This window comes from Pseudomonas sp. 3MA1 (assembly GCF_029237275.1).
In the GTDB taxonomy this organism is placed as follows: Bacteria; Pseudomonadota; Gammaproteobacteria; order Pseudomonadales; family Pseudomonadaceae; genus Aquipseudomonas; species Aquipseudomonas fluorescens_AP.
In genome coordinates, this window is the sequence record NZ_JAACFX010000013.1 from 118012 (window position 1) to 130489 (window position 12478).

Consider the following 12478-nt stretch of genomic DNA (forward strand, 5'->3'; position numbering starts at 1 on the left):
CGGCAGGGGCTTCCCGTGGCGAGGGAGCTTGCTCCCGTTCGGGGGCTCAGCCCCCGCAAATCGCCTGGCGCGGTGTATCTGTTGCGACGGGTCGGCCGGGTTGGGGCCGCTGTGCGCCCCAGCGGGAGCCAGCGCCCTCGCCACACAGTCGGCGGCGATTAGCCACGGGCGCTGCGCCAGGCGTTGATCAGTTGTTCGAAGGTGCCCTGCACCTGCCGGATCAGGGTTTGGTCGTCGATCTCCCGCGCCAGCCACGCTCGGCTGGGTTCCTGGAAAATCGTCCGGCCCACGGCAAACCCCCGGCAGGTGCGGCTGGCGGCCGCTTGCCGGAAGCCCTCGGCGAGGGCTTCGGCCGAGGCGTTCAGGCCCAGCAGCACCACGCCACGGCAATACGGATCACGCTCCTGGATCAGCTCATCGAGCTTTTTCCATTCCTCGGCCGACTGCGCCTCGATCTTCCACCACGCGGGGTAGATGCCCAGGTTGTACAGGCGCTTGAGGCTGCGGTAGAGCACCTCGGGATGAGCGCCGGGCAGGTCCTTGGGCGGGATGATCTCCAGCAGCAACTCATGCCCGCTGACCTGGGACGCCTGGTACAGGCCACGGATCTGCGCTTCCTGTTCCAGGCGCAGCAAGGGCTCGTCGTCCGGGTGAAATTGCACCAGGCACTTGATGATCTGCTCCTGGGGCCAGGCGATCAGGTTGCTGCCCACCGAGCGCCCGTGTTCGAAGGCCAAGGGCCGCGAGCCCTGGACTTCCACCGGCCGCGCCACCCACCAGCCGCGCCCGGTGGCGGCGTTCAGCGCGTCCTGGCCGAAGCGCTGGTCGGCCAGCAGACCGACATCGGCCTCGATGCCCCGGCGCCGCAGGTCGGCCTCGACCCGCTGCACCGCTTCTATAAAGAGCTGCTTGAGCTGGGGAATGGCCGCAAGCTCGCGACCGCCCTGCTGGGCCAGTTCCACCAGTTGCCCACGATGATCGAAGGCAAAGACGAACAGTGGCTTCCAGGCCTTGCGCGGCACGCTGACCTGATGCAGGCGTTGCAGCACCGGGTCCTGGTCGGGACGGGTGATCGGCACCGGGCTGCTGAACAGGTAGTCCAGTTCGGCCCGGGTCGGCATCGCCGGGGCGCAGGCATGGCGCGACACCACCAGGCCGCCGCAGGCGTTGGCCAGCTGGCAGCAGCGCTCATCGCTGGCCTCTTCCAGCCAGCCACTGAGGAAGCCGGACATAAAGGCATCGCCGGCGCCCAGTACGTTGAGCACTTCCACGCGCACGCCGGGGTAGAGCGCCGCATCTTCCAGGCGCGGCGGAATCGCGCCGTGGATCACCGTGCAGCCCTGCGGGCCGAGCTTGACCACCAGGGTCGCGGCGCTCAGGGAGCGCACGGTGCGCAGGGCCGTCAGCAGGTCGTCGCTGCCACCGGCAATCAGGAATTCCTCTTCGGTGCCGACGATCAGGTCAAAACGCCCGAGGATGCTCTGCACATGCTGGCTGACCTGCGAGTCGGCGACGAACCGGGTCTCGCCGTCGGCCTTGCCCGCCAGGCCCCAGAGCACCGGCCGGTAGTCGATGTCCAGGACCCGCCGGACCCCGTGCTTTTCGGCGTAGTCCAGGGCCTGCAGGCTGGCACGGTAGACGCCGTCGGTGGAGAAATGGGTGCCAGTGATCAGCAGGGCCTTGCTGGAGGCAATAAAGGTTTCGTCGATGTCGGCGGCGCACAGCGCCATGTCCGCGCAGTTCTCGCGGTAGAACACCAAAGGGAAGGTTTCGCGGTCCTTGAGGCCCAGCAGGACCAGGGCGGTGAGGCGCTGCGGATCGACCTTGACCGCGCTGACGTCACAGCCTTCGCGCGCCAGCGATTCCACCAGGAAGCGCCCCATGTGATCGTCGCCGACCCGGCTCAGCATCGCCGACCTGAGGCCCAGGCGCGCGGTGCCGAAGGCGATGTTCGCCGACGAGCCGCCCAGGTACTTGGCAAAGCTTGCGACGTCCTCCAGCCGCGCCCCGACCTGCTGCGCGTAGAGATCGACGCCCAGGCGTCCGAGGCAAATCAGATCCAATTGACGCCCACTGGCAAAACGAGTCTGGCCCATGCTGGCTCCTGTTATTTTTATCAGCCTGCGCTCGTCGCCGTGGTCAGGTGCCGAGCACTCTTGGTCGGCCCAGACTAAAACGTCTCCCAGCCTCAATCAATATTTTTTCTATATATTTTTTACATGGAATATATTTTCCATTAAACTTTTTTCAAGCCTGAGCCAGACGCCCTGCATCGTTTCAGCAACGCCGCGGCCGGCAGGGGCCCGAAGATTTTATCGGCCCCTACCCTGTAGACTGCCGGCTGCCCACCTATTGTCAGGGGACGGCCCCACAGCCTGCCCCACCCGTACAAGCCAGAAGGATTGTCTATGTCCCGCACCGATCAGCCGGCCTTGTCCGAGAGCACGCCCGAGCGCGACCTCGCCAGCCCTCCGGCGAATGCCGAGCGGCTGCTGCAGTTGATCACCGAGGAATACGAAGGCCTGCCGCGCCAGCTCAAGCGCATCGCCAGCTACATGAGCCAGCAGAGCGACCGGATCATGGTCGACCGCATCAGCGACATCGCCCGGGAGTGCGAGGTCCATCCTTCGGCCATCGTGCGTTTCTCCCAGCGTTTCGGCTTCAGCGGCTTCAGTGAAATGCAGGCGCTGTTCCGCCAGGCCTACACCCACAAGGCCACGCCGGTGCAGAACTACCAGCAGCGCATCCGCAGCATGATCGCCAACAAGTCGCAGAAGGCCAGCGGCGGCGACCTGGCGCGCGAATGCATCAATGCCACCCTGTCGGGGATCGAGCGCCTGGGCCTGGAACTGGACGACGCCGCCTTCGAACAGGCGGTGGAGCTGGTGGTCAATGCCGACAACATCTACGTGGTCGGGGTGCGCCGCTCCTTCGCCGTGGCCGACTACCTGGTGTACAACCTGCAGCACACCAACAAGCGCATTCACCTGGTCTCGGGCCTGGGCGGCAGCTACCGCGAGCAGATGCGCAGCATCCGCCCCAACGACCTGGTGATCGCCATCAGCTTCACCCCCTACGCCAAGGAAACCCAGCACTGCCTGCGCATCGCCCAGCACAACCAGGCCCAGACCCTGATCATCACCGACAGCACCCTGTCGCCCCTGGCCAAGCGCGCCAACAGCGTGCTGCTGGTCAATGAAGGCAGCTCCTTCGCCTTCCGCTCACTGAGCGCCACCCTGTGCCTGTGCCAGGCGCTGTTTATCGCCGTGGCCTACCGCCTGGAACTGAAGATGGACGAGATTCACGAACAGGGCGGCTTCGACGACTAGCCGGACGCCGGCCCATGACTATGGGCCTGCAGGGCATCGGGCACGCCCCGGCGCTGCAGGCCGCCCTGCTCGACCCAGTCCAGGGTCTGGCGGTACGCCCGCTGCAGCAGCGCTTCGGTCTGGTTGAAGTCGAACACCGATACCCCCAGCGGACACAGGGGGTCGACCACATGGATCGCCACCCGCGACGCGTAGAGTTCGATGTCGCGCACCAGCTGGCGCATGCTCAACAGGTTCAGGGTGTGCAGGGCCAGGGCCAGCATCCCCGACGGCGGCGCCGGGCAGGCGCAGCCGAAACCGGTGGGCAGGACAATCACCCGAGTGGCCCCCAGGCCCACCGCGGCGGCAATCGGCGTATTGCTCGCGACCCCGCCATCCACCAGCAGCTTGTCGCCGATGCGCACCCAGGGAAACACCAGGGGAATCGCCGCGCTGGCCAGCAGCGCCTGTTCGGTGTCGCCACTGGAGAGCACTTCCTGGGCGCCGGTCAGCAGGTTGGTGGTGACGATATGCAGGGGCAGCCGGCTGTCTTCGATGCGCTTGACCGGCAACGCCCGGCGCACCAGCCGGGACAGGGCCGTGGACGGCAGCAGGCAGCCGCGATGGCGTAGCAGGCCGGTCAGACTGTCGAACCAGGAAAACGGAAACACGTCGCCCTTGCGCAGGCCGCGCCAGAAGTCCGCCAGCTCGGCCACGCCCCGGGCATCGGGCCGCGCGGCGAAATAGGCGCCATTGATGGCGCCCACCGAGGCCCCCACCACCAGATCGAATTCCAGTCCCAGTTCCACCAGGGCTTGCAACATGCCGACCTGGACCGCCCCGAGACTGCCGCCTCCGGAAAGCACCAGCGCGGTTGTGTCCTGACTCATGGCTGATCTCCCGCGCCGTTATCGACGCTCTAGAAGCTCAGCATAGTCGCCCGTCAACTCGCCCCAGCGGCGCTATTGGTAGATCTTGCCGCAGTAGAGGAACACAGCGAAACGCTGTCAGGGCGAGGCCTGTGCCAGGCCCTGGGTGGCGCCCATGCCGGTGGCTTCGGCCCGGTTCAGGGCGTTGCCTGCAAAGCCAGGCCCTTGCGCAGCAGTTCCTTGCGCAGGATCGGCCGGGCCAGGCAATGCACGCCGTCCAGGGTGCTGCACTCCAGCAGCCGCTCAAGCTTGCGGGCACTGCCCGGGCTGCCGGTCAGCAGGTAGCTTTTGCCCTCGCTGAGGCTGATCAGGTTCAGCAGCCAGTCATCGCCCCACTGCCCCAGCACCTGCTCGATCAGGCTGCGCTGGCGCGCCAGCAGGTCCTCGCCATTCCACAGGGTCAGCTGGGCAAAGCGCCGTGGCAGGTTGCTGGAAGGTTCAAGAACCTTCAGGTCCTTGAGCAGTGCTTGCGCCAGTTGCGCTTCGATCTGTTGCTGGCATTGCTGGAAATACGCCTCGGGCCACTGCGGCCCCAGGCCGGCATGGGCGGCCAGGGCGGCATAGGCCTGGCGGTCCGCTGCGGTGCATCCCTGATCGGTGAAGTTCAGGGTGTTGTCGAGAATCCCCGCCGCCAGCAATTGCGCGCTGTCGCGGCTGATCCTGGGCAGCAGCCCGGAATCGCGCCAGCGCTCATAGACCTGGGTGCAGGCGGCGCCGATCGGGCGGATATCGGCGTATTTGCCCAGGCGCTCGTCCCAGAAGGCCTCGAACCCCGGGTGATGGTCGATGACCTCCACCACCCGCGCGAGGTCCACCAGCGGGTCCAGGTGCAGGTGGTTGGAAATGTCCACCAGCACGAACTGATCGGCGCCCTCCGGGACGTGGCTGTCCAGGCCCTTGAGGGTGTCCCTGAAACGCTGGGGAATGCTCTCGTTGAGCGGCGCGCTGCTCAGGGCCCGGGCCGGGCGGCCGCTGAGGTTGAGCAATTCGGCGTAGGCGATGCAGCCGGCGTAGGCGTCGATATCCAGATAGGCCGCGCCGGAAGTGACAATGAGCATGACGTCCGTGTAATCCACAAAGGCCAGGGGCCGGGGCGGCGAGAGTGCCCCAGCGACATGACAGGCAGATGACAGCCCCTGCTCAGGGTTCTTGCCCCTGCCGCGCCTCGGCCACCAGCAGCGCCGCCAGCCGCGATCCACTGAAACGGATCTGCGCCAGGCTCAGGGCCGCGTAGCCGATGATCACCGCTGGTGGCCGGCGCACGTCCTGGCAATGTTCAATCACCCCTTGCAGCAGCAGCCCCTGCTCTGCCGCGCGCTGGCGAAAGCCCGCCTCGTCGCTGCCCGGCGGCAGCTCCAGGAGCAGATGCAGCCCGGCCTGCTGGCCACTGATGCGGTAACAGCCGGGCGCCTCCCGCGCGAGAATCGACAGCAGCAGGTCGCGGCGCTCCTGATAAGCCTGGCGCGCCGCCCGCAGGTTGCGCAGGAAGGCGCCGCTGGCGATGTAGTCGGCCAGGGCCAGTTGCTCGATCACCCCCACCGAGCGCCCGGTGTTCTGCAAGGTGGCCAGCAGCCGGGCACGCAGCGCCTCGGGCAGCAGCATGAAGCCCACCCGCAAACCGGCGAACAGGGTCTTGTTGAAACTGCCGCAGTAGATCACCCGGTCATCCCGATCCAGCGACTTGAGGGCCGCCAGGGGCGCGCTCTGGTAGTTGAACTCGCTGTCGTAGTCGTCTTCCACCACCCAGGCCTGGCTGTGCCGCGCCCACTCCAGCAGCGCCAGGCGCCGCGACACCGGCATGGTCATGCCCAGGGGCGCCTGATGGGCCGGGGTCACGTAGACCATGCGTGCATCGCGGTGCTCTTGCAGTTGCGCCACGTCGATGCCCTGGTCATCCATCGGGATCGGCACCAGGTGCGCCCCGGCCAGGGCAAACAGGCTCTGGGCCGAGAGGTAGCCGGGGTCTTCGATACAGATCTTGTCCCCCGCTTTGAGCAGGCTGCGGGCCAGCAGGTCGAGGCCATGGCGGATGCCGGTGGTGATCATCACTTGCCCGGCATGGCAGGCGATGCCCCGGTGCTGCCCCAGGTACTCGGCGATCTGCTGGCGCAGGGCTGGCAGGCCCGCGGGGTCGGCATCGCACAGCGATTGCGCCGTGGCACTGCCCAGGGCTCGGGTCAGGGAACGGGTCCAGCGCTGCAGGGGAAACAGCGCCGGGTCGGCCAGCCGCGCGACAAAGGGCTGGCCGGCGCGCACGCTGAGCGCTGGGTACGGCGGCTCGCTCTCACTGACGGCGGGCGCTAGCCCCTGTGCCGGGGCGCTCAGGTAGAGGTCCGGCACCACGGCGCAGACCCGGGTTCCGGAACCGCTGGCCCGGCTCACATAGCCTTCGCTGCGCAGGCGGTCAAAAACCACCTCCAGGGTGCCCCGGGACAGGCCCCAGCGCTGGGCCAGGGTGCGGGTCGAGGGCAAGCGGCAGCCGGCCGGCAGGCGTTTTTCCAGGATCGCCTGGCGCAAGGCAGCGTAGGCGCTGTCCTGCTTGCCCAGGGTTTCATCCATGCGCTCCGGCAGCGGCAGGTCGAGGGGCACGGGGTGTTTTCCACGGCTCATTGTTTTCCACGACTCATAGTGGTCCAGTCAAAAGCGCTCTAAACGGTGCTCGGCATTAAACCATAAAGACCTTAATTTCAGCGCCGTCCCCCCTTGCGCCGAGCCTGACATGCCACCCGTTGCCCCCTCCACCACCCGTTCCATCGCGATTGAACCCGCCCTCGCCCCCTGGCTCTGGACCCTGTTGCTGCTGGTGGTGGTCTGCCTGCCGCGGATCAGCATCGACCTGTACCTGCCGGCGCTGCCGGCCATGGCCGACGACCTGGGCGCCAGCGACGCCCAGCTGCAACTGACCCTGAGCCTGTACATGCTCGGCTATGCCCTGTCGATGCTGCTGGGCGGGCCGCTGTGCGACCGCTATGGCCGGCGCCCGGTGCTGCTGGCGGGCACCGCGCTGTTCCTTGTAGCCAGCCTGGCTTGCATGCTCGCCACCAATGTCGAAATGCTGATGGCCGCGCGCCTGCTGCAAGCGTTGGGCGGTTGCTGCGGCACCCTGGTCGGCCGGGTCATGGTCCGCGACCGCTGCGCACCCGAGGAGCAGCCGCGCCTGCTCGGGCTGCTGTCCATGGGCATCGCCCTGTCGCCGATGCTGGCGCCGCCACTGGGCAGCCTGATCGACCACCTGCTGGGCTGGCGCGGGTTGTTTCTGTGCCTGAGCCTGGTGGCCGCGGCGGCCTGGTTGCTGATGTACAAACGGCTGGCCGAAACCCGTCCGCCGCAGCTCGCCCCCCTGCTTGGCAAACACCTGCCACGCCTGTACCTGCGCCTGCTGGGCGAGCGCTACTTCATGCGTTATTCCCTGGCCATCGGCTGCCTGTACTGCACCTATTTCCCCTTCATCCTGCAATCGTCGGCGCTGTTGCAGCGCCAACTGGGGCTGTCACCCACGGCCTACGCCCTGGTATTCGCCGCCACCGTCGCCGGCTACCTGCTGGGTTCGCGGCTGTTCCAGCGCCTGGGGGCCCGCCACGGCGCCGACCGCCTGATAGCCCGGGCCTGCCTGTTGAACCTGGCCGGCGCCGGCCTGTTGCTGCTGGCTCGCAGCCTGTGGCCCGACAGCCTGTGGGCGATCGTCCTGCCGATGCTGGCGCTGATGTTCTCGGTGGGCCTGGCGATACCCGCCTGCCAGCTGGCGATCCTGCAACCCTATGCGGCGGTGGCGGGCAGCGCCTCGGGGCTGTTCTTCTTTATCCAGATGGCCCTGACCGCCGGCTGCGGGTTGCTCGCCAGCCTGCTGGCGGACAGCCTGGCCGGCTCGCTGCAGGCCCTGACCGGCCTGTTCAGCCTCGCCCTGAGCCTGGTCTGGTGGGGCCTGCGACCACGGCAGCGCTAGGCGTCGGCGCAGAACGCCTTCCTGCACGCCTGTAGCCGCTGCTGAGCCTGCGAAGCTGCGAAAAGGCCCGCAGGGCCTTGCTTGGCGGCCTCCTGCCGAACCTCTGGCGCCCTCAAGCGCCCCGCGTCTCCTTCGGAGCCGTTCGCAGCCTGCGGCAGCGGCTACAGGCTTGCACTGTGCAAGGCCGCTTCAATACCGCTAAATTGGCCGCGCCGTTCCCATCCGTTGTGCCGTTCAAGACAAGGAAATACGTGATGAAGCTTATTGGAATGCTCGATTCACCCTATGTGCGCCGCGTCGCCATCAGCCTCAAGAGCCTGGGCCTGCCCTTCGAGCACCACTCGGTCTCGGTGTTCAGCACCTTCGAGCAGTTCAAGGCCATCAACCCGGTGGTCAAGGCCCCGACCCTGGTCTGCGACGGCGGTGAAGTGCTGATGGATTCGAGCCTGATCCTCGACTACCTGGAGGCCCTGGCCGGCCCGGAGCGCAGCCTGATTCCCAGCGCCCTGCCCCATCGGCTGCACGAATTGCGCCTGATCGGTCTGGCCCTGGCGGCCTGTGAGAAGTCGGTACAGATCGTCTATGAACGCAACTTGCGCCCGGCGGAGAAACAGCACGGCCCCTGGCTGGAGCGGGTCGGCGGCCAATTGCAGGCCGCCTATACCGAGCTGGAGCGCGAGTTGCAGAAACAGCCCCTGCCCCGGGATGGAACCCTGAGCCAGGCCGGCATCAGCCTGGCGGTGGCCTGGAGCTTCAGCCAGATGATGGTGGCGGACCAGTTCGGTCCCGAGTCATTCCCGGCGGTGCGCGGTTTTGCCGAATACGCCGAACAGCTGCCGGTGTTCCTCGACACCCCCGCCGCCTGACCTCCACACCGCCCTCACCGTAGGAGCCGGCTTGCCGGCGAACAGGCCCGTGAGCCTTGCGGCGCCCTTGAGGCCGCCTTCGCTGGCGAGCCAGCTCCTACGCCAGTCCGACCGATCCCCGTGGGGATCTGTCAGGCCGGTTCGGGCTGTTTCTTCACCGGGGCGGTGGCGAAACGCCGGGCCAGGAACGGGGTGATGTCCAGCGGCAGGGCTTCCTCGTTCACCAGTTTGTCGAGCAACACGCCGGTGATCGCCGAGGTCAGGATGCCGGTGCGGAAGTGCCCGCAGGCATTGAGGTAACCCTCGACCCCGTCCATCGGCCCAAGAATCGGCAGCTCGTCCGGCGAGCCCGGGCGCAGGCCGGCCCAGCAGCGCTTGAGGTTGACCTGGGCCAGCTCGGGAATGCAGCGCACCGCGCCCTGCACCAGGCCGTTGATTTCCGGGTAGGTGGTGCTGACGTCGAAGCCCTTGTCCTCGGTGGTGCTGCCAATCAGGATCTCGCCGTTGTCCTTCTGCGCCATGTAGCAGTCGCTGGTGGTCAGGCAGCCATTGAGCAGCTTGGGCATGCGTTCGGTGAGGAGGATCTGGCCCTTCACCGGCTTGACCGGAATCTCCACCCCGGTGGCCTGCAGGCTCAGCTCCGCCGCCCAGGCACCGGCGGCGTTGATCAGGGTCGAGCAATGGAACAGCCCGGCCTCAGCGGTCTGCACCCCGCTGACCCGGTTGCCCTGGTGCAAGACCCCGGTGACGTTGGTGTTGAAGTACACATCCACGCCGTTCTGCCGCGCCCCTTCGGTGTAGGCATCGGTCAGGCGGAACGGGTTGACCTGGTGATCGCAGAGGAACTCCAGGGCGCCCTGGGCCTCGTGGCTGACCTTGGGTTCGGCGGCGCGCAGGGCCGCCTGGTCGAGCCAGCGCACTTGATCGGACAGGTGCGGGATGCAACCGACAATGTGTTCGGCGTACAGGCGGTCCTCGTCGTCATAGATGACGAACTTGAGCCCGGTCTGTTCGAACTTGAAATCCATGCCGTGCAGGCCGATCAGCTCGCGGTGCAGGCGCGGGTAGATCTCGTTGGACTGCAGGGCGAAGTCGAAGAACGACTGCGGCAGGATATGCGGGGTGCTGGAGTCGACCACCACGGCCGAGCCCTGGGCCTCGCGCTTGCGGTTGGCCGACATCATGCGAAAGAAGATCACCCCACAGCCCAGGCCCACCGACTCGCCGATGGCCCACAGGCCGCCGGCCGAGGCGCGGCTGGCGTTGCCCGGACGCTTGGCGTCGATCAGCGCCACCTTGAGGCCTTTGCGCTTGGACAGCTGGTAGGCGCAGGACGCCCCAATCACGCCGCCACCGGCGATCACCACGTCGTAATACTTACTCATGTTCGGGGACCTCCTGGTCGGGTGCGACAAAGGCGGAAAACGGAATCGGGTCCAGCGGGAAGCGCGGGCGAATCCAGCCCACGTCCTTGCGCCCGGTGGCCTGGCGCAGGCGGTCGCTGCAATAGCCCACGCACATGCGCCCCTGGCAGTCGCCCATGCTCACCCGGGTGCGCATTTTCAGGCTGGCCATGTCCTGCACGCCCTGGGCCAGGGCGCGCTCGATATCGTTACGGGTGGTGTGTTCGCAACGGCAGATCACCGTGTCGCCCTTGGGCAGTTCTATCTGCCCGGTGCCACGCGCGGTATAGCGGTCCACCGCACCGCGAAAGCGCAGGATCGAGGCCAGCTTGCGCTCGTAGCCCTCGCGCCGCTGCAGGGCGGCCTCGTTGCTCAGGACGTTGCGCTGCATGAGGATCGACAGCGCGGCGATACGGCCGCTGAGCATCGCCGCTTCACCGCCGCGGATCCCGCCCATGTCGCCGGCCAGATGGATGTGCGGCTCGCTGCTTTGCTGCCAGACATTGGCGTTGGCCCGCAGGTAGCCGTCGTCGCTGAAACCGTGGTCCAGGCCCATCTGCTGGCTCAGCTGGGTGCGCGGAATGAAACCGTAGCCCAGCGCCAGGGTCTGGGCGGCTATGCGCTGGGCCTTGGACATGTCCGGCTGCCAGTCGCTGGAGTACGGCGCCACGGTGACCACGCTCAGTTCGTCCTGCCCCTGGGCCTCCACCACGCCCCAGCCATAGCGCAGGCTGATGCTATGCAGCTTGAGGTAGGCCAGCATGCTCAGGCCGTCGAGGAACAGTTGCGGCTTGTTCAGCAGGGCCAGGCTCTGCTTGGCGATCTTGCTCAGGGCGCTGGCTTCAAAGACCCCGGCCACGCGCACGCCCGAGGCATGCAGCTGGCAGGCCACCAGTGGCAGCAGCGGCCCGGTGCCGGCGATCACCACCGGCCCCTGAGGCTTGACCACCCCGCTCTTGATCTGCAATTGCAGGCCGCCCAGCAACTTGACCCCCGGCAGGGTCCAGCCGGGAAACGGCACGCTGCGCTCATGGCAACCGGCGGCCAGGAGCAATTGCGCGTAATCGACCTGCTGCACCTGCTCGTCGGCGTCCAGCAGCATCAGGCTGTGCTGGCCTTCGGCGCCGATCACCCGGCTGTTGAGGCGCACCTCGATCATGTGTTCGTGGTCGGAAAAATCACCGTGCAGCTTGGCCAGCATTTCGCAGTAGCGCGGCCCCAGGTAATCCAGTTGCACGCCATCGCGCAGCGGCCCGCGATAGACCACCCCGCCCAGGCGCGAGGCTTCTTCGATCAGGGTGCTGCGCACGCCGTGCTCGGCCAGTTCGATGGCCGCCGCCATGCCCGCCGGCCCACCGCCGACGATCACCGGGTTCTGGCTCATAGGCTGGGCTCCGTTTCAGCGATGCGGTTGCTCAGGGTCTGCACCTGCATCCCGGGCTTGACCAGGGTCTGGCAGGCGCGGCGCTTGTGGCGACCGTCGATCTGCACCAGGCAGCAATGGCACACGCCCATGCCGCAGTAGGCACCGACCAGCTGCCCGTGATCGTTGCGCGCCACCTGGCGCAGGCCGGTGGCCTGGATCACGCTGAGAACTGTTTCACCCAGGGCGGCAGTGACCGGCTGGCCATTGAGGCTGATGGTCATGTCCGCATGCTGCAGCGGCTGAATATCAAAATTGCGGTCTATCTGACGCATTGCGGTTCATCCGTGAGAAGTGAGTGGAGTTGCCGGCATCCTGCCGCTCAGAGTCCTGGCGCGAGGACGTGGCAACACCGCGGTTCCGAAAACTCTGTCAGAACCGAGCGCGGGCCAATCTAGTGCTTTTGTCCGACAGGAATATTGATCTGGGCCAAGCAAAAGGCCGGCGCGCATCCCGGCACTGTCCCCCTCTCCCAGACTTGCGACACAAGCCACAAAAAAGCCGCGGCCGGCACAAGCCGGCAGCGGCGCATGGACAACGGGCAAGCCGTGTCGCCAGGGTGCTAAGTGGATCAAGAGTGCTTAGTGCACGAAAAGGGCGATCAGG

At 66.9% G+C, this 12478-nt stretch carries 10 protein-coding genes; 3 read left to right on the plus strand and 7 right to left on the minus strand.

The features are described 5' to 3' along the window. Positions 1-158 precede the first annotated feature (158 nt). Positions 159-2096 carry a 5-dehydro-2-deoxygluconokinase gene (gene iolC, locus GWQ44_RS26960; RefSeq protein WP_275928690.1) on the minus strand — a complete coding sequence of 646 codons (1938 nt, stop codon included), beginning with the start codon at positions 2094-2096 and terminating at the stop codon, positions 159-161. A 312-nt stretch (positions 2097-2408) separates the two neighbouring features. Here iolC and GWQ44_RS26965 point away from each other — a divergent pair, with 312 nt between their 5' ends. Next, positions 2409-3329, plus strand: coding sequence for a MurR/RpiR family transcriptional regulator (locus GWQ44_RS26965; RefSeq protein WP_047303925.1), 921 nt, complete (start codon positions 2409-2411; stop codon positions 3327-3329). On the opposite strand, the gene GWQ44_RS26970 is transcribed toward GWQ44_RS26965, so the two are convergent. The 3 genes from GWQ44_RS26970 to GWQ44_RS26980 form a co-directional block, all read right to left on the minus strand. Continuing rightward, positions 3326-4198, minus strand: a complete 873-nt coding sequence (locus tag GWQ44_RS26970; RefSeq protein WP_275928691.1) for a patatin-like phospholipase family protein — start codon at positions 4196-4198, stop codon at positions 3326-3328. The genes GWQ44_RS26965 and GWQ44_RS26970 overlap by 4 nt on opposite strands. Before the next feature lie 176 nt (positions 4199-4374). Next, the gene (locus GWQ44_RS26975) at positions 4375-5295 is read right to left on the minus strand and encodes a DHH family phosphoesterase (protein ID WP_275928692.1); all 921 of its coding nucleotides are present in this window, start codon (positions 5293-5295) and stop codon (positions 4375-4377) included. An 82-nt stretch (positions 5296-5377) separates the two neighbouring features. After that, complete coding sequence (locus GWQ44_RS26980) at positions 5378-6847, minus strand: PLP-dependent aminotransferase family protein (RefSeq protein ID WP_275928693.1); 1470 nt, start codon at positions 6845-6847, stop codon at positions 5378-5380. A 109-nt stretch (positions 6848-6956) separates the two neighbouring features. Between GWQ44_RS26980 and GWQ44_RS26985 the strand changes: the two genes are divergently transcribed. Continuing rightward, a complete protein-coding gene (locus tag GWQ44_RS26985) occupies positions 6957-8180 on the plus strand; it encodes a multidrug effflux MFS transporter (protein ID WP_275928694.1) in 1224 nt (407 codons plus the stop codon). Between the two features lie 254 nt (positions 8181-8434). Then, positions 8435-9046 carry a glutathione S-transferase gene (locus GWQ44_RS26990; protein WP_275928695.1) on the plus strand — a complete coding sequence of 204 codons (612 nt, stop codon included), beginning with the start codon at positions 8435-8437 and terminating at the stop codon, positions 9044-9046. A gap of 131 nt (positions 9047-9177) precedes the next feature. Here the strand turns inward: GWQ44_RS26990 and hcnC are convergent, their stop codons facing one another. The 3 genes from hcnC to hcnA are packed head-to-tail and all read right to left on the minus strand — an operon-like array spanning position 9178 to position 12147. After that, a complete protein-coding gene (hcnC, locus tag GWQ44_RS26995; protein ID WP_275928696.1) occupies positions 9178-10431 on the minus strand; it encodes a cyanide-forming glycine dehydrogenase subunit HcnC in 1254 nt (417 codons plus the stop codon). Next, a complete protein-coding gene (gene hcnB, locus GWQ44_RS27000; protein WP_275928697.1) occupies positions 10424-11833 on the minus strand; it encodes a cyanide-forming glycine dehydrogenase subunit HcnB in 1410 nt (469 codons plus the stop codon). The genes hcnC and hcnB overlap by 8 nt, the downstream gene beginning before the upstream one ends. After that, entirely contained in the window at positions 11830-12147 is a 318-nt protein-coding gene (hcnA, locus tag GWQ44_RS27005; protein ID WP_016967148.1) for a cyanide-forming glycine dehydrogenase subunit HcnA, read from the minus strand. Before hcnA ends, hcnB begins: the two co-directional genes overlap by 4 nt. Positions 12148-12478: the final 331 nt, after the last annotated feature.